The following is a 16,907-nucleotide window of genomic DNA, read 5'->3' as shown; positions in this document are numbered from 1 at the left end:
GACCGGTATTCTGACCTCGATCGCCAATCTCTATCGGCGCACAGCCACGCTGCGCGAGCAGCAGCAGCGCCGTCTCTTTATGGGGGCTGTGATTCTGGCGTTTGCCCCCTTTCTGCTCTTGAATGTGCTGCCCTGGTGGCTGCATATTCCTCTCCGCGTTGATCCTCGCTTTAGCACCCTCCCGCTGGCGCTCCTGCCACCGCTGCTGGGCTATTCGATCTTGCGCTACCAGATCCTGGTGCTGGACCGTTATATCCGTCGTGTCGTGGCCTGGATTGTGGGCCTGGTTTGCCTGGTGATGCTGGCTTATGCTGTGGCGGTTTTGGCCTTGATCCTGCCCTTGCCGGACCTGCCGGCGCGCACCCTGTTGACGGTGGCGCTGATGGCTGCTCTGGCTCCGCTTACCTGGTGGCTGGCCCACATTCTGACGGAGCGTCTCTTCTTTAGCGAGTTGTGCCATTACCGTCGCTTGTTGGAAACTCCTCACCCTTTGGAGAGCGAAGGCGCGACCCTCGATGAGGTGGCCCAGTTGATGAGTGCGGCGGCAGTCAGTGTCTTTGAGACCCGTGAGGTCTGTCTCTTTGTGCTCGACGATGAGAGTGGCTACTATCGCCTCTGCCCGACTCTTTCCTACGCTGAGCCAGGCGATGAGGCGCGCCTGCGCCTGCTCCGCTGGCTGCTACCGATGGAGCCAGAAGAAGCTCTCGGCGATGATGGCTGGCTGACCCTGACCCCTCTGCTGGTCGAGCGTTTAATGCATGCCCGTTTCCCACTGCAGCTCAGCGAGCTGCAGCAGTCCTTTAGACGCAGCCCTATCGGCCTGGCCCGCTACCTCCAGGTCACTGCTACTCGTCATCAAGAACTGGACCCGTTGCTGGTCCCGGTGCGAGCCCAGGGGCGCCTGATCGGCGTCCTGGTGTTGGGAGAACGCGGTGATCATCAGCCCTATGCCGGCCCCGATTTCGAAGCCATTGAGCTGATGCTGGCTCGCTTTACCCCGCTGCTGGAAACGGCCCGTCTCTCGGCGCGGGCCAACCGCCATGCCGCGCTGCTCAATGCGCTCTATAGTGTCACCGCCTTGCCTGTGAGCGCCATCGAGACGATCGAGGATGTGGCGGTCAACTATGCAGAAGTGGCCGCGCGCGCTGGCTCGGCTGGAGCAGAGGTCTGGCTCTACGATGAGCAAGAGGCTTGCCTGCGGCGCGTTGCTTATCTGCCTGGCGGGCCTCCGCTCTCGCCTGCCCAAGAGCTTAGCTCGCTGCAAGAGGAGGACTGGCGTCCCTGGTTCTATGAGGGGAATGATATGGGGCCAGGGCCAGGCCGCGACCACGCGCTCTCTCCTCACATTCCTCCCTGCTTGCCTCAGACTCCGGCCTTCCCTTTCGCCTGGCTCCCTCTCAGACGTGCTCATCATCGCCTCGGCGTCCTGGTATTGACCTATGCCCGCGCTCATCTCTTCTCCTGCGAGGAGAAACATATGCTGGAGATGTTCTCTTCGCAGTGCGCCACTATGCTGGAAAATGCGAAAATCACTCTGGAGCTGCGCGCCGCCTATGAGCAACAGAAGGAACTCGATCGCCTCAAAGACCAGTTCATTATGACGGCCTCTCATGAACTGCGCACTCCTCTGACGGCTGTCCTCGGTTATATAGAATTGCTGAAAGAGTACCACATGCATCTTTCGCCAGAGGTGCGAGACGACTTTATCGCTCGTGCTCATCGTGGCTGTGATGAGCTGGTGCTGCTGGTCAGCAACATTATGGATGCGAGCCGGGTGCATATGGATGCGGAGCGTCTGAAGCTAGAGGCTGTTGAGTTGCGTAAGTCTGTTGAACATGTAGTTGATATTCTAGATGCTCTGAGCAAGCGCGAGCGGCATAGCTTACGCATTCATGTCCCTGTAGGGATCTATGTGCTGGCCGATGAGCTGCGCCTGCGTCAGGTCCTTCTCAATCTGCTCAGCAATGCCCTCAAGTATTCTCCGCCTGGCACAGATGTCGATATCTTTTGTCGGGTCAAGGACCGTTGGGTGACCATTTCAGTGCGCGACTATGGCCTGGGGGTGCCGCGTGAGGCGCAGAAGCATCTTTTTGAGCGCTTCGTGCGACTTGATCGCGATATGAACAGTCCGGTACGTGGTGCTGGGCTGGGACTCTACATCAGCGAGCAACTGGTGCAGGCGATGGGTGGGAAGATTTGGGTGGAGAGCAGCGGTGTGCCGGGCGAAGGCAGTACCTTTTCTTTCACCTTGCAGCAGGTCACTGCCCCTCGACCCAGGAGCGAGGCCCCGCGCAGCGTGCGTCGCGAGATGGCCTGTTGAGTGGCAGTGATCCGCTCAGCTCAGCTCAGGGGAGGAGGGGTAGCCCCAAAGGCGGTGTGCTTCCAGAAAACTGTACCTGAATAGCTCCGCCGCAGCGTCTCTTATGAGGAAAAAGCGTGTGGATATTGCCCACTCGCCTGTTGCCTTACTGTGGAATCGTGCTTCTATCTGGTAGAGGGAGCGCTATCCTCATGAATGCACTACGTCGAGCAGCTGCTGGTACCGTCACAGCGCGTCAGCGCGAGGTGCTGACCTATCTGGCTCAGCGGGATCACTGGTCGGTCAGCGAGGTGGCTGCCCTGTTGGGGGTCAGCTCGGCGGCGGCCACCAAGGTCTTGACCCGTCTGGAGCGCAAGGGCTTGATCAGACGTGCCTCGAGTGCTCTCGACCGGCGCTGTGCAGACATCACTGTCACCCGCGCGGCTCTCGCCTTATTGCAGGCAGAGGCTACGGATGAAAATCCGTAGCCTGATGATCTGCCAGGGCTGACTCTGGAGTTGCTTGGGGAGCTGACTCTGGGGCGGAGGCGGACGTAGCAGTATCCGCGGGGTTGGCGCTGCTGGCCCTGTTCGAGGAGCTGGCGCCCTCTGCAGCGGTGGTTGTCCTGGCCTCTTTGAGATAGCCGCGCTCCTGAGCATAGCGCCAGAGCGATTTCTGGAGCTGGCGGCGTGCCCGTGAGATGCGGCTCATCACTGTTCCGATAGGGATCTGCAGCGCCTCGGCGATTTCCTTGTAAGAGAGTCCCTCAATATCCGCCAGAATGACCGGCATCCGAAAGTTCGGAGGCAGCTCCATCAGCGCATTATAGACATCTTCGTCGAGATAGTGCTGAAGTACCTCTTCTTCGGCTCCGGCAGTGACTTCGTTGCCAGCCAGATCCTTGATGCGGTTGTACAGATAAAACTCTTCTCCCTCGGGCAGCGCGGTGGTCGCCGGATGGGTTGACTGGCGGCGATAGTGGTTGATGGCCGTGGTGTTCAGGATGCGAAACAGCCAGGCCCGCAGATTGGTACCAGGATGGTAGGTGTGAGCAAAGCGGAAGGCTTTCAGCATGGTCTCCTGGACCAGATCCTCGGCCTCCTGGGGATTGTTGGTCATCCGTAGCGCCGTGCGATAGAGGCTGTCAAGCTGGGCCAGGACCCCTGCCGTGAAGTCCTCTCGTGGGAGTGCTGGCCTCTTCCCAGCTGCATCGCTTCCGGTAGTCACTGGAGTATTGACAGAAGTGATAGGCTGTTCAGACATGCAAATCTCCCTCTATCCTCTCTCAACCGGACGACCACAGTTGCGTTGTCTCGCGGCTGCAATGGAGTCTGCAACAGGGACAGGCGCAGGATCGTCCCCTGCTAACAAGCAGGGCAGACCGCTGCAGGGGCTGTCTCCTAGGAGTCTAGGAAGGTGCTCCGTGCAGTGGTAGGGCACATAACTGGTGGATACATTCATGGCGGTCTCACTCTGCGAAGGCTCTTTTTTGCCAGCAGAACCTACCTTTCGAGTATATCTTCCTGCACGGAACCGTAGCATACGGTACCTCACCAGACAGTAGGCTGTTTCTAGTATAGCTGATAAATCGCCGCTCAAACCAGTCCCTCTTGGATGGAGCAAGGCGGCAGGTACACAGCGGGTCGGCTCATAGCTAGCGCAGGCTATTGGTTTCCCTCACTCAACACACGGGTCAAGCCCTCTTTTCGTTCCCTGACCTGTCTGGGTCTGACCTCTCGCTTGTTCTGCGGCTGGGGAGTAGTAGGATAGCAGCCAGTTCCCTGGCCTCAACCCAGCATTTTTCTCTCTGTCCTGGGGACAACATACCAGAAAAGGACGGCCCGGTCAACCGTTTGAGGGGAGCTTCTGCCGCTGGTTGCGCTCAAGCGGGAGCTGCTGGCGGAACGACAAGGAAGCAATTCCCTGGGGAATGAAAACGCCCTTGCCCTCTGTTAAAATGAACAGATAAGAAAACCAGCCTCGATACTTGAGGAGAGAGAGCGAGTGAGCAACCATGAATTGTGTTGAAGCGATAGCTCGTCTCCATCTGTATATCGACCGGGAACTCAGCGCCGAGGAGGTTATCACGGTCCAGCAGCATCTGGCTTGCTGCTCGCAGTGTGAGAGCCGTTTTCGCTTTGATGAACGTCTTAGAAGACTGATTCATGAACGCTGTACGATTGAGCGTGCTCCTGCCCATTTACGTGAGGCAGTGATGCGTATTGCTCAGACGCCCCCCGGTGAGCCACTGGAGCTTGATCCAGAGCTTGAGATGGAGCTAAAAGCGGATATCGCTCTGGAAGAGCCTGGCGAGTGAGCAGGCTGGCTCGTTCATGCGAATCGCTGGCGCACAGGCGAGCCAGGCCATGATCCCCGCAGACAGCGGCAGTGTCGGTGCCCTGTTCCCCTGTCTTTCCTGCTGACTCTTTGCCTGTCTGCCTGTCTGCCTGCCTGCCTGTTTGCCTGTTGGCATTGATCCCGTCTTGGATGGACTCTTCGTTTGTGGCCAGCGTGTCTGACAGAGAGCCTGGCCCTGGTGCGGGAAAGCAAGCCGGTGTGGAGAGATCTGCGGCCTCCCTCCTGAGTGCCCAGAAGGAGGGCTGCAGTTGTCTCCTCGCCGACTTCGCCTCTTTCTCAGCCTTGGCGAGGGCAGGTAGCGAACCAGCCTGCTTCTGCCCTCCCCGCACTAGAGAAGTTGCCCCAGGTAGAGTCAGCGGCCCCTGCCGGCTGCCTGTTTTGGGGCAGGCCAGGAGGAAGGGGGCGGGCCGCCCGAGGGGCATGGGAGGTCTGGTCTCCACTCCCATGCCAGGTTGTCCCCAGGCAAAGCTCAGAGGCTCAGGCCCCAGCTAAAGTAGTGGTTGAGCGCGGGCAGCACGTTGAAAAAGATCGCCAGCCCGGCCAGGGCCATAATGATCCCTGTGGCCACCTCGATCTTCCCCAGGTGCGGCTTGAGGAGCTTGAGGGCTGCGCTGACCTGGTTGAGACCCAACCCCAGCAGGAGAAAGGGCAGACCCAGGCCCAATGAGTAGCTGAGCAGCAGCAGAACGCCCTCGCGCAGCGTCGCGGCATTGGCTGCCAGGCCGAGAATGCTGCCCAAAATCAGCCCGACGCAGGGAGTCCAGCCAATGGCGAAGACCAGCCCGATCACGAACGACGCCAGTGGGCCGGGGCGTGCCGGGCGGAACTCAAAGCGTTTCTGTCGCGAGAGCAGCGGAAGTTGAAACAGACCCGTAAGATGAAGACCGATAATGACGAGTAGAACACCGCCGATCTCGCGCAGCAGGAGCTGATTAGCTCGCAAGAAGGAGCCGAGCGCGCTCGCTGTAGCTCCCAGAGCGACAAAGGCACAGGTGAAGCCCAGCACGAAGAGCGCAGCATGCAGGAAGGTTGTCAAACGTACTGTCAGGCTGCTGCCTTCGCGGGTCGATTGATAGACGCTCTCGCCCACGAGCTGCGCCAGATAGATTGGAACCAGGGGCAGGACGCAAGGCGAGAGAAAGGATGCGAGTCCCGCCAGAAAAGCGACGCCAATGCTCACTTGCGATCCCATAGAAGCGTCTTCTCCTCAAGCGACGAAGCACTGGGTTCGGACGGACAGGGTCCGATGGCGATCGTTTGACGATCGCTCGGCTCGTAGTATAGCGAAGATGGGCCAGCCCTGCAAGCAAGGTGACCTCCGCCTAAGCTGGCGAAGGCAGTCCAGCTAGCCGCTTTGGGCATAGCCATCGCCGGAAGGCATAGCAGGACCAGGCTCCTGTTCTCCTCTGCTGGAGCGCCCGAGAAAACGCTGGAGGTGCTGCCAGAGTCCAGCTTTTTCCGACTGGTCGTCGGACGGCAGCAGCTCGCTCTCGCTTGCTCCCCGGCCTGATGCTGGCCCCGGACCGACGGAGCCTGGAGCATGGGGAGGCTGCTCTAGCCAAGAGGCATAGCCAGGACTACTGGGCCATTCTCCCGTCCCGCCTGGCTCCCCTGATCCTGGCCGAGCGTGAGATGGCTCGGGGGGAAGCGGCGTTACTGAGCGCTGGGCCCGCCACTCGCTGAACGATGGTCGCTGCTCGGCCAGGCGCGGTCGGCGCGGCGGCTGCACGACGAAGGCCCGCGGATTGGTCGGCGGTAAGGGGGAGAGTGGCCCCCCGCTTGTAGAGACAGGAGGCTCCTCGGCTCTCAGATTCAAGGCGCGCAGCTCCTGGGCCATCTGCCGTGCCTGCTCGTAGCGCAGCGTTCGATCGCGGGCCAGGGCCTTCAGGATAATCTGTTCCAGGCCCGGGGCGAGCTGAGGGTTCAGCCAGGACGGTGGGCGCAGCTGGCCACTCGTGATGGCTTGAGTTACCTCCGGCAACGTGCGCCCGTTGAAAGGGCGCTGCCCGGTCACCATCTCATAGAGCACCACGCCGAGGGCATAGATATCGCTGCGGTTGTCGAGCGGCTGGCCCCAGATCTGCTCTGGGGAGGCGTAGTAGATACTGCCGACCAGCGTCCGGGCCACCGTAATGCGCTGCAGCCCCGGCGCGCGCGCCAGCCCGAAATCCATCACCTTGATTTTCCCCCAGCGGTCCAGCATCAAGTTTTCTGGCTTGATGTCGCGGTGAATCACATTGCGCTCGCTGTAGGCGCAATCGAGCGCATCGGCGATCTGCGCCGCATACTCAGCGGCCAGATGCTGCGGGATTTGGCCATCCAGGCGCAGCAGGCTACCCAGCGTTGGCCCCTGGACATATTCCATCACAAAGTAGAGGACGCCCTTTTGCTCACCGGCATCGTAGATCTGTACGATGTTGGGGTGATTCAGCCCGGCAATGATGCGGGCCTCGCGGATAAAGCGCGCGACGTACGATGTGTCTTTGGCCAGGGCATGAGGCAGAATCTTAATGGCGACATCACGGCCAAGTGCGAATTGCTTGCCGCGGTACACCATCCCCATCGAACCACGCCCTATTTCTTCTTCCAACAGGTAGCCACCCAGACTCTGTCCTGCCAATTCATTCATGTGCGTGAACGCACTGGCCCCCTCCCGTGCGACTCCCTATAAGGCGGAGAGGCCAGTGCCCCCTCCATTTCTGCGTTCCTGCAATGGCCCCTCGTCTTCTCGCTGAGCGCCAGCCTGGTGACCACGGCTTGCACGACCTGGCCCGGCCCGGCCTGCTGCCAGGCCGCCAGCTGGTCTGTCAGGAGAGAAAGGGCCTGTCTCACCAGCCCAGCAAGGGAAGAGCGCTCGCTGGCAAACTGATCAGCCGGGTGCTCTTCCCCGCTTTCTCCATGATAACATGGTGACGGTACCGACGTAATTATTTACGTTCTTCAACGGGAGAGCATCTACAGAGCGGCGAGGATGTGCCCCAAAAGTCATGTCCTCGCTGTTTGGTTGTGTAACAACAGAATTGTTGCTATTCACCTATCTTTCTTCTTGTCGCAGAGGGAGGCCCGGCAACGGAGTGGCGAGAGAGCGAGGGCAGGACAGGCGGTGAACATGCTTATACCGCGTGGGTGCTCTTTGTCCTGCCCTGTTTCTGCTCGCCATTCGCTTCGTGGGGAGAAGAGGGGCAAGGCGGGCCGCTCACGGTCGGCCTGTCTGTCTGCCGGAGGGGCCGGCCCCGAGGTGAGCCTCATTCTGACCTGGAGCCTGTCGCGATCCAGCCAGGGCTGCAGTGCTCAGTCAAGGTAGTCCTTCAAGTACCGACTGGCCTGGGGATGGCGCAGTTTGCGGATCGCTCGCTCCTCAATCTGGCGAACTCTCTCACGAGTGACTTTCAACTTGCGACCCACCTCTTCAAGCGTGTGGTCATGGTCGTCGATGAGGCCGAAGCGGAGTTCGATCACCTGGCGCTCGCGGGTCGTGAGCTGGTTCAGTACCTTCCGAATCTCTTCACGCAGCAGTTGCTGATTGGTGACCTCCATCGGCCCCCGCTCGCGGGCATCCTCGATGATATCGCCCAGCGTATTCTCCTCCTCATCGGAGAGAGGCGCATCCAGCGAGAAGACCTTTTCTGCCCAGATCAGAAGCTCGTTGACGCGCTCTGGACTCATGCCGAGCCGCTCACCGATGCTCTCGGGCGAAGGCTCCCTTCCCATCTCCTGGTAGAGCTGGCGCATGATGCGCTTGACGCGCATGACCTCCTCCATGATGTAGACCGGAAGGCGGACCACGCGCGTCCCCTCCAGAATTGCTCGCGTAATCGCCTGCTTAATCCACCAGGTGGCGTACGTGGAGAAACGGAAACCCTTCTTGTAGTCGAACTTTGTGACAGCGCGAATAAGGCCGATATTGCCCTCGCCAATCAGATCCTCCAGGGAGAGCCCTTGGCCTACATACTTCTTAGCGATGCTGACCACCAGGCGAAGGTTGGCCATGATGAGCTGGTTGCGCGCATCGCTATCTCCCTGTTCAGCACGCTCGGCCAGTTCGGCCTCACGCGCGGGGGTCAGCAGGGGGATGCGAGAGATCTCACGGAGGTAGAGGCGCAGGCTATCGCTCTGCGCTAGCGAGGTCAGGTCCGCATCCTCATCCTGCTCTGGCTCCGGCTCCGGCTCCGGCACTGGTATGAGTTCGCGTTCTGGCTCGGTCGGCTTATCGGCGTCGAACATCACTTTTCGTTCCAAGTACCTGCTCTTGTCTCCCTACCCGGGGCAGGGAGCGGTATAATCCTCTCTTGTGGTCGGCCTGCTGGATCGCCGCAAGAGTGACAGACAGTCCCTTCCTCCAGGAAAGGAAGTAAACGTGCTGCAACTCTATCTACTCTGTTCTTATTGTACGAGCACTCACCGCATCTGGTGAACTGCTTGCCTGCTCCGGCCATCTTCCCATGCTACCGCCGCCTTGTCCTCACGCTGCTGAATTCATGCCCTGGCTCTCCTGGCTCCTCTGCCCGGCCTCGGAACAGGCTCCCTTTCCTGCCAGATCGGTTGAGCATGGCCTCATTGTACCATACTGGCACACGATTGCAAGCCGGACCCTTGCTTGCAACCTCTGTTTATTTATAACATCGCTCCGTGGAGCGTTATTCTCTCCAGTATAGCACGAGGGCTGCGCGGATGAAATGCCGTCTTGCAGAGGCAATCAGCAAGGAGGGCTTTGCTCTCTTCTGCTCTGTTGCCGGTGGGTGGGCCGGCGGACGGACAGGTGGCTGGCTGTCGATGGCGTGGCGTGTCGTCGCCCGGAGTTCCTGCTTTCCTCTAGGCGTAGCCCTTGCGCTGTGGCTGCTGGTGTACAATAAAATGGGGAATCTGAAGTTACTGGCTAGCCAGTGTGGCTCTTCTGGGCTGCTACTGGCGCTGGGTGGGGCAGCACGCAACGGAACGGAAGAGAACGGGAAGCTGGCCCGCTGCCTGAGCTGATCCTGTCGAACGTCTGCTGCCGAGTGTTGCCCGGGAGAAGGACCGCGAGATGACTTTTCCCCTGCCTTTGAAATCTGGGACGGTCGTGGGAGGCCACTATATTATCGATGGCCTGGTTAACCGTGGCGGCTTTGGTTCGGTCTACCGCGGTATTGATACCAGTGAAGGCGATCGTCCTTGTGCGATCAAAGAGACCTATGATGTCACCCCGGCGGCGCGGCGTCAGGCGCTGATGGAGGCGGGCATTCTTTTTACGATTAAGAGCAAGCATCTCCCGCAGGTCTATGATGCCTTCGAGGAGGGGGGGCGCTTCTACCTGGTGATGCAGCTGATCGAGGGCCAGAACCTGCTCCAGCTAATGCAGGCGCGCGGTGCTCCCTGCCGTGAGCAGGAGGTGCTCGTCTGGTTCCTGCCCATTATGCAGGTGCTGCAGGAGCTCCACAGCCGGACGCCGGCGGTGGTCCATCGCGATATCAAGCCGGCCAATATTATTCTGACGGTTGAGGGCTATGCTGTTCTGGTCGATTTCGGCGTCACCAAGCTCTACGACCCTGCCAGCGCCAGCCAGACCATGATCAAGGCGGTGACCGAGGGGTTCAGCCCGCTAGAGCAGTACACGGGCACGACGACGCCTCAGTCTGATATCTATGCGCTGGCAGCGACAATGTATTATCTGTTGACGGCGACCAAGCCTCCTTCGGCGATCAGTCGCAGTTTGCGAGAAACGCTGCAGCCGCCCCGCCTGCTGAATCCACAGATCTCACCGCATGTCGAGCGGGCCCTGCTGAAGGGTCTGGCCCTCAATCCAGAGGGGCGTTTTCGTTCGATGCGCGAGTTCGCTGAGGCGCTTCAAGGCAGGAGCGTCTTTATGGGACATGCTGAGCCGACGGTGCGCGTGATGGGGGGACCGCTGGCCAGTCCTGGGCCGGGAGTGCGACCGGGAGCAGGTGCGGCTCCGGCGGTGGTAGTTAAGGGGTCACCAGGGCCGCGACCGTTGTCTTATCCGGTCTCACCGGCTTCTCCTCCTGGACCGGGGCGCCCATCTGCTGGTCAGGGGGCGCAGGTGATCATGATGCCTCCGCAGTCGCTGCGCCCGTTGCCCAGCCCCTTGGGACAGGGCTGCCTCTGGGGCCTGTTGCAGGGGGTTGGCTCGGCGCTTTTGGTGCTGCTCCTGCGTACGCAAGAGGCCCTGTTGTTGTCATTGGTTGTGGGCTGGTTGTGCTATCTGCTGGCTGGCTTTATGAGCACACGTCGCGGTGGCAGTTCGCTGCGGGGGGGCCGGGCTGGTTTCTGGGCAGGGATCTGCAGTACGGTAATGTTCTGGCTCGTCTTCGGTTGTGGCTTGCTGATCATCGTCGTCCAGCGTCTTCAGAGCGAGCTGCAGCATGCCAATCAGCCGGGGTTGCCTCTCCAGATAGGGCGCGAGCTGACGCGCATTGTCCACCAGGTGGCGCCCTGGCTCTTCTCGCTTCCTGCAGTGGGGAACAGTTCCAATGTTCCTGGCCCTCTCCTCTATCTTGGCGGGGGCCTGCTGCTGGCGATGGTGCTCGGCTGGGTGGGGGGCCTGCTCGGAAGGCGCGTTTTCCTCGGTAGCCGCTGGACGGGCGGGAGTCCCTAGCGGTTGCCTGGCCCACTGGTGCACTGGTGGACGCTGGTGGATGAGCTGGGGAGGGTGGACAAAGGGCCTGGAGAGGCTGGCCTGGCGCCGGGGCTATGGTATCATAGGCGCGGGTTGCTCCTGCCTGAGCCGGCTCAACCCATTCTGGAGTAGACCAAGCAACACGAGCACAGACAGAAGGTGGCACGTATTCTGGTGAATGTGAATGATGCAAGCATGACACAGAGCGCGGACGAGGAGATTCTCCCCGTTTCCGAGTTGGCGCGCCTGCTGAGCACCGAGCTGCAGCTATCCAGCGAGCAGATTGCGCGCACCCTCACCTTGCTGGACGAAGGCAACACCATTCCCTTCATCGCCCGCTATCGTAAGGAGGTCACGGGAAGCCTCGACGAGGTCCAGATCCAGGCTATTGCCGATCGCGCGGCGGCCCTGCGCGCCCTCTTTGAGCGCAAGGCCGATGTGCGCCGTTTGATCGCAGCCCAGGGGAAGCTCACGCCAGAGCTGGAAGCGGCCATCATGGCGGCTCGCACCCTGCAGGAAGTGGAGGACCTCTATCTCCCTTACCGACCGAAGCGCAAAACCCGGGCCAGTGTGGCGCGCGAGAAGGGGCTGCTGCCGCTGGCAGAGCTGATTCTGCAGCAACCAGAGCTAGCGGGCGATCCAGCCACGGTGCTGGAGGAGCAGGCGCGCCCCGTCATCGATCCCGAGAAGGGCGTCGAGACGGCCCTGGAAGCCTATGCCGGGGCACGCGATATTGTGGCTGAAATCGTCGCCGAAGATGCCAACGTGCGCGGCGCTGTTCGCGCTCTCTTCTTCCAGCAGGCCACAGTCAGCGCTCGCCCCGTTGATCCCGAGGCACTGGCCGAGAAAGATCCCAAGGGAACCTACCGTATCTATTATGACTTTCACGAAGGGGTCGAGCGGATGGTTCCGCATCGCGTCCTCGCCCTCAATCGTGCTGAGCGCGAGGAGGTGCTGCGCGTCAGCGTGACACTCGACTACGAGCAGGCGCGGCCCGCTATCACGACCCACTATCCCATCAAGGAGACCTCGCCCTTTGCTGCTCAGCTCGCTCAGGCCATCGAAGATGGCTACAAACGCCTGCTGGCTCCCGCGATGGAGCGCGAGGTGCGCGTTGAGCTGACGCGCAAGGCCGAAGAGCATGCCATCGGGATCTTCGCAGCCAACCTGCGCCATCTGCTGCTGCAGCCGCCACTGCGTGGTTACAGGGTACTGGGTATTGACCCTGGCTATCGCACTGGCTGCAAGCTGGCCGTGGTCGACGAGACCGGCAAATACCTGACCTCGGATACGATCTATCTTCATCAGGAGGAGAAAGCCAGACAGACGCTGCGCCGCCTGATCGCAGAGTACGAGCTGAAGGTCATTGCCATAGGCAATGGCACAGCCTCACGCGAGACAGAGCAGCTGGTAGCGGGCTTGATTCGCCAGCTAGAAGAAGAGACAGGCCGCCGTGGTGAGATCGGCTATGTGATCGTGAACGAGGCCGGCGCCTCGGTCTATTCGGCTTCCGAGATCGCGCGCCAGGAGTTCCCCACGCTGGACGCGACTCAGCGCGGTACCATTTCAATCGCGCGCCGCCTCCAGGACCCGCTGGCGGAGCTGGTCAAGATCGATCCACGCGCGTTGGGCGTTGGTCTCTATCAGCATGACGTTGACCAGAAGGCTCTGGCCGAGATGCTGGAGCGGGTCGTGGTCTCCTGCGTCAACTTCGCCGGCGTCGACCTCAATTCGGCCTCGGCGGCCCTCCTCAAGCATGTCGCTGGCATTAACAGCCGCGTCGCCACTGCAATTGTCAAATACCGCGAGGAGCACGGTCCGTTCCGCTCGCGCGACGAGCTGCTCAAGGTTCCTGGTCTGGGACCGGCCACCTTTACCCAGGCCGCTGGATTCCTCAAAATCGCTAACGGCGTTGAAATGCTTGACAATACCTTTATTCATCCTGAGAGCTATTCGGCGGCCCGTGCCTTGCTGGCGATGCTGCCCGAAGGCTCTGATGGAGGACTCAAGCCGGCGGAGCGTGTCGCCCAATTCCGCCGCCTGGTCAAGCTCCAAAGCACATTGGGCCGCAGTCGGCGACGACATGGCCAGGATGGGGAGCTGGATGGCGAACAGGCTGCCTGGGCCGACATTGCGCGCAAGATCGGCGTAGGGCTGCCGACGCTACTAGATATCTTAGAGAATCTAGAGAAGCCGGGCCTTGATCCACGCGATGAACTCCCTCCTCCCATTCTGCGCCACGACGTCCTGAAGCTGGAGGATCTCAAGCCGGGCATGGTCCTTCAAGGCACCGTGCGCAATGTAGTCGACTTCGGCGCTTTTGTGGACATTGGGGTCAAGCGCGATGGCCTGGTCCATATTTCAGAGCTGGCAGATCGCTATGTGCGTGATCCTCTGGCCGTAGTGGCCGTCGGGCAGGTGGTGCAGGTGCGTGTCCTGGCCGTCGATCTGCAGCGCGAGCAGATCCAGCTCAGCATGCGCGGTCTGGGCGGCAGCGGGCGCTAGCTGGTCCTCTGCCGCGCCACTGATGAGTCCCGGCCTGGCTCGAAGGATAGACATCTTCCGCACTGTGGCTCATCTTCATCGACGGGCCTGGGAAGCTGGTGGAAGCGGCCAGCGGGATGGCAGAATTACGCGCTCTTTCCGCGTTTGCGAGCGGCATTTCTGCTGCAGGCCGCGCTCGCATCGCCTATAGTAAAACTTGGAGTCGGCTGCTGAGGAGCGCAACCCTTCGCAGGCACCAGCGAGGGCCAGGCTCCTTAGCAGCCGCCTGCGTTTTGGGTCTTTCCCTCACGTTACGTATGCTACCTACCTGTCTGCCTGCCTGTCTGCCTGCCTGCCTGCCTGCCTGGGTTCCCCATCCTGGTCTTAATCGCCCTGTTGAAGCGGGCGCGTCGGTCTGGTGGCCAGCCCCAGCCGTGTTTCGTCGCCGGTAAGACGTTGGAGCAGGGTCAGGCCCTTCTGGTAGAGAAAGCTAGCCCCGAGGCGGTCAGCCTCCTGGATGGCACGCAGAGCATAGAGATGCGCCTGCTCCCAGGCCCCCTGTCGCCAGGCAAAGTCGGCCTCATCGAGGACCAGCGCCGGAACAAAGTAGGGGTCAAGGTAATCGCTGGCCAGGGCAATCAGCTGCTCAAGTGTGGTCCGCGCCCCGCTCTGGTCGCCTTGCGTGTGGCAGAGCAGAAGCTGGATCTCCAGGCGCAGTGCCCGATCATAGGGAAGGGTGAGTTGCTGCTCCTGAGAGATCGAGAGATGCCTGGCGTGGCGCAGCGCCTGCCTGGCCTCTTGCTGACGGCTCTGACGATAGGCATAGCGTCCCTGCAGCTTCAGTGCTTCAATCGTGCCGCGCACGTCGCCGCACTCCTGGCAGATGCGGAGAAAAATATTAATATAACGCTGTGCAAGTGCCAGATCTCCTTCGCTGCTGGCCAGGGCGGCCTGATAAAAGCGGGAACGGGCCAGATAGCTCCGGGGATGGCTGCCCTGCTTGAAGGCGGGCAGTGGCTGCCCCGGCTGTAGCGCTTGCTGGGCCACCTGGAGGCTCTCTTCGAAGCGCTGATGGGCCTGCTGCAAATGGCCGCGATAGAAGTGGAGAGCGCCCAGACGTTGGAGGAAGCTGGCGAGCGAGAACAGGTCTCCTGAGCGCTGGCTGATCTCCAGGCCGCGCAGCAGGAGCGGCTCGCTCTCGCTCAGGGGAACATGCGCGAGCAGACCAAGCAGAGCCTGCAGCAGCTGGAGAAAGATCCTATCCTGACCACTCTGGTACACCTGAGAAAGGGTCAGAAGCAGCTCGGCCTGGCGTCTCTTCAGGGCCGGGATGTTGTGTTGCTGCTCAGTGGCGAAGGTCAGCAAGGCGGCCTGCTGACGCTGCTGCTCTTCCTGGACATAGGCGCGCAGCAGGGGATGGACGCGATAGCGTTGTTCTTGGACTCCGTCGCTGCCGCCTGCTCTGCTCTCCATCTCTAGATGGAGGTCGAGCAGCGAGCTGCGCACCAGACGCGCCAGGTGGGCGGCAGTGCTGGCCAGTGTGCGTTGGAGTGAACTGGCAGGCTCGGCGATGAACGTCTGACCAGGCGGGGACTCACCGCCCACACCCGGACTCGTGCCAGTACAGCGCTGTTGCCAGTCAGCTGCCTCAGCTAGACTAAAGGGTCTGGCCATCAGCGGAACAAGCTGCAGCAGCAGCTCTCTCGTCTCCTGGGGCAACGTGTCCAGCGCCTCGGCGAGCAGGCGACGTAGCTCACCCTCGCTATCCAGCAGGGCGTCAAGCGGATGGAGTGAGAGGCGCTCCGCCAGTAGCTCGCAGGAGACCCCGGCGCCGACCGCCGTAGCGGCCAGTTCGATGGCGCGGGGGAGGCCGCCGACAGCCTCGCAAATCTGCTCTGCAGCCTGCAGCTCGCTGGCACTTAAGGCCGAGGTTCTGCGACCCAGGAGGGTCAAGAAGAGGGAAAGGGCATCCGCCGGAGCCAGCGGCTCCAGATGGTAGTGATGGGTGGGCAAAGCAGTAGCGGACGGCACGATACGGCTGATGACCAACATGCTGCTGCCGGTGAGATACTCGCAGCTCGCGCTCAGGCGCTCCCCCTGATGGCTACTGCAGGTCAGCAGGACCTCGGCGGCCTGCCGCAATGGGAAAGGCGAGTCCAAATCATCCAGCAAGAGCAAAGCGCGTTTCCCTGCGAGTCGTGTGCGCACCTGGTCGAGCAGAGCGGTCATTTCGGCCTCGGAACAGTTGGTCTGAGCCGGCGTCAGTTCTGGGGGAAGTGCGAGCGCCCCGCTGGCCTGCTCTGGCTGGCGCTGACCCATGCTGAGGAGAGCGAGCAGGCGCTGCAGCAGGGTGCGCAGGCCGGGCAAGCCCTGGCAACCCCGCGCGCTCAGGGCCACAATGCCATCGGGGAAGCAGCGCCGGTAGCGATTGGCATCGGTGGCCAGTAAATGGGCCAGCTCGGCGGCGAGGGCACTCTTACCGACGCCGGGCATACCGCTGATGATATAGATGCCTGGCCCCTCATCGCGGAGAGCATGGAGAAGCTGCTGCAGCTCGCGCTGGCGGCCAATCAGATGGGTAGGGCGGGGAGGAAGCAACACGAGGCCCGGTGAGGAAGGTTCGCCCAACTGCTCGGTGAGGGTGGCAAGCAGCTCCGTTTCCTGGGGACTGAGATCGTGCAGGCCGGCGGCCCGCTGATAGAGCTGCACATCGCGCGGCGTCCGGCAGAGCAGGGTGGCCAGGGCAAGAACGCGCTGCCTGGTCTTCCCGCGGAAAGGATAGTGGAGATGGCCGGCCTCCAGCCGCGCCAGAAAATCCTCAGAGATGCCGAGGGTGCGCAGCGCCGGGTCCTTGCGGATCGTCTCGATCAAGGCACGCTGGCTGTACCAGCCGCAGAGGCGCCGTCGTTTGCTAAACCATTGACCGAACTGGAAGGCGTCCATCCTCTAGACCTCTGTTCCTGCTTCCCAGTGATGAAGTGAAAGGCCAGCCTGGTGAGGCTCTCCGGCTGCCACCATCGCCCGGAAGGGACGCTGTACTGGCCAGGTCCCCCTTAGTAGCAGCCGGGGCAAGATTGTTGCTCGCCTGGTTGCTGGACGAGAGCCAGCGCTCAGCGCGAGCGGCTGAGGCCATCATTAGTAGAAACGCCTGGC

10 protein-coding genes are annotated in these 16,907 nt (G+C 61.4%); 5 read left to right on the top strand and 5 right to left on the bottom strand.

Annotated elements, in window-relative coordinates:
• Together BGC09_RS10485 and BGC09_RS10480 are read left to right on the top strand one after the other, a co-directional pair.
• Nucleotides 1-2,320, top strand: a 2,320-nt coding sequence (locus BGC09_RS10485) for a sensor histidine kinase (protein ID WP_245688583.1), incomplete at its 5' end; no start/stop codon positions are given.
• A gap of 191 nt (nucleotides 2,321-2,511) precedes the next feature.
• Entirely contained in the window at nucleotides 2,512-2,787 is a 276-nt protein-coding gene (locus BGC09_RS10480; protein ID WP_069803953.1) for a MarR family transcriptional regulator, read from the top strand.
• On the opposite strand, the gene BGC09_RS10475 is transcribed toward BGC09_RS10480, so the two are convergent.
• Complete coding sequence (locus BGC09_RS10475; protein ID WP_084658379.1) at nucleotides 2,768-3,562, bottom strand: sigma-70 family RNA polymerase sigma factor; 795 nt, start codon at nucleotides 3,560-3,562, stop codon at nucleotides 2,768-2,770. The genes BGC09_RS10480 and BGC09_RS10475 overlap by 20 nt on opposite strands.
• Before the next feature lie 751 nt (nucleotides 3,563-4,313).
• Here BGC09_RS10475 and BGC09_RS10470 point away from each other — a divergent pair.
• On the top strand, nucleotides 4,314-4,616 hold the full coding sequence (locus BGC09_RS10470; RefSeq protein WP_069803952.1) for an anti-sigma factor family protein: 303 nt from the start codon (nucleotides 4,314-4,316) through the stop codon (nucleotides 4,614-4,616).
• Between the two features lie 510 nt (nucleotides 4,617-5,126).
• Here BGC09_RS10470 and BGC09_RS10465 read toward each other — a convergent pair.
• From BGC09_RS10465 to BGC09_RS10450, 3 genes are all read right to left on the bottom strand, one after another.
• A complete protein-coding gene (locus BGC09_RS10465) occupies nucleotides 5,127-5,849 on the bottom strand; it encodes a cytochrome c biogenesis CcdA family protein (protein ID WP_069803951.1) in 723 nt (240 codons plus the stop codon).
• Between the two features lie 153 nt (nucleotides 5,850-6,002).
• The gene (locus BGC09_RS10460) at nucleotides 6,003-7,286 is read right to left on the bottom strand and encodes a serine/threonine-protein kinase (protein ID WP_069803950.1); all 1,284 of its coding nucleotides are present in this window, start codon (nucleotides 7,284-7,286) and stop codon (nucleotides 6,003-6,005) included.
• Nucleotides 7,287-7,948: 662 nt separating this feature from the next.
• A complete protein-coding gene (locus tag BGC09_RS10450; protein ID WP_218104014.1) occupies nucleotides 7,949-8,896 on the bottom strand; it encodes a sigma-70 family RNA polymerase sigma factor in 948 nt (315 codons plus the stop codon).
• Between the two features lie 784 nt (nucleotides 8,897-9,680).
• Between BGC09_RS10450 and BGC09_RS10440 the strand changes: the two genes are divergently transcribed.
• Nucleotides 9,681-11,249 carry a serine/threonine protein kinase gene (locus BGC09_RS10440; protein ID WP_069803946.1) on the top strand — a complete coding sequence of 523 codons (1,569 nt, stop codon included), beginning with the start codon at nucleotides 9,681-9,683 and terminating at the stop codon, nucleotides 11,247-11,249.
• Nucleotides 11,250-11,465: 216 nt separating this feature from the next.
• Entirely contained in the window at nucleotides 11,466-13,775 is a 2,310-nt protein-coding gene (locus BGC09_RS10435; RefSeq protein WP_069803958.1) for a Tex family protein, read from the top strand.
• Between the two features lie 363 nt (nucleotides 13,776-14,138).
• Here BGC09_RS10435 and BGC09_RS10430 read toward each other — a convergent pair whose 3' ends face one another.
• On the bottom strand, nucleotides 14,139-16,697 hold the full coding sequence (locus tag BGC09_RS10430; RefSeq protein WP_069803945.1) for an AAA family ATPase: 2,559 nt from the start codon (nucleotides 16,695-16,697) through the stop codon (nucleotides 14,139-14,141).
• Between the last annotated feature and the right edge of the window lie 210 nt (nucleotides 16,698-16,907).

The sequence above is a fragment of the Thermogemmatispora onikobensis genome (assembly GCF_001748285.1).
In the GTDB taxonomy this organism is placed as follows: Bacteria; Chloroflexota; Ktedonobacteria; order Ktedonobacterales; family Ktedonobacteraceae; genus Thermogemmatispora; species Thermogemmatispora onikobensis.
Note: the sequence above shows the minus strand (reverse complement) of the source record. Positions and strands in the feature narration are given on the sequence as shown.

What these genes read in the sequence shown, in the direction of transcription:
- BGC09_RS10470 (WP_069803952.1), top strand. Translation starts at nt 4,314, where the DNA reads ATGAATTGTGTTGAAGCGATAGCTCGTCTCCATCTGTATATCGACCGG.
- BGC09_RS10435 (WP_069803958.1), top strand. Translation starts at nt 11,466, where the DNA reads ATGACACAGAGCGCGGACGAGGAGATTCTCCCCGTTTCCGAGTTGGCG.
- BGC09_RS10465 (WP_069803951.1), bottom strand. Translation starts at nt 5,849, where the DNA reads ATGGGATCGCAAGTGAGCATTGGCGTCGCTTTTCTGGCGGGACTCGCA.
- BGC09_RS10475 (WP_084658379.1), bottom strand. Translation starts at nt 3,562, where the DNA reads ATGTCTGAACAGCCTATCACTTCTGTCAATACTCCAGTGACTACCGGA.
- BGC09_RS10430 (WP_069803945.1), bottom strand. Translation starts at nt 16,697, where the DNA reads ATGGACGCCTTCCAGTTCGGTCAATGGTTTAGCAAACGACGGCGCCTC.
- BGC09_RS10460 (WP_069803950.1), bottom strand. Translation starts at nt 7,286, where the DNA reads ATGAATGAATTGGCAGGACAGAGTCTGGGTGGCTACCTGTTGGAAGAA.
- BGC09_RS10480 (WP_069803953.1), top strand. Translation starts at nt 2,512, where the DNA reads ATGAATGCACTACGTCGAGCAGCTGCTGGTACCGTCACAGCGCGTCAG.
- BGC09_RS10440 (WP_069803946.1), top strand. Translation starts at nt 9,681, where the DNA reads ATGACTTTTCCCCTGCCTTTGAAATCTGGGACGGTCGTGGGAGGCCAC.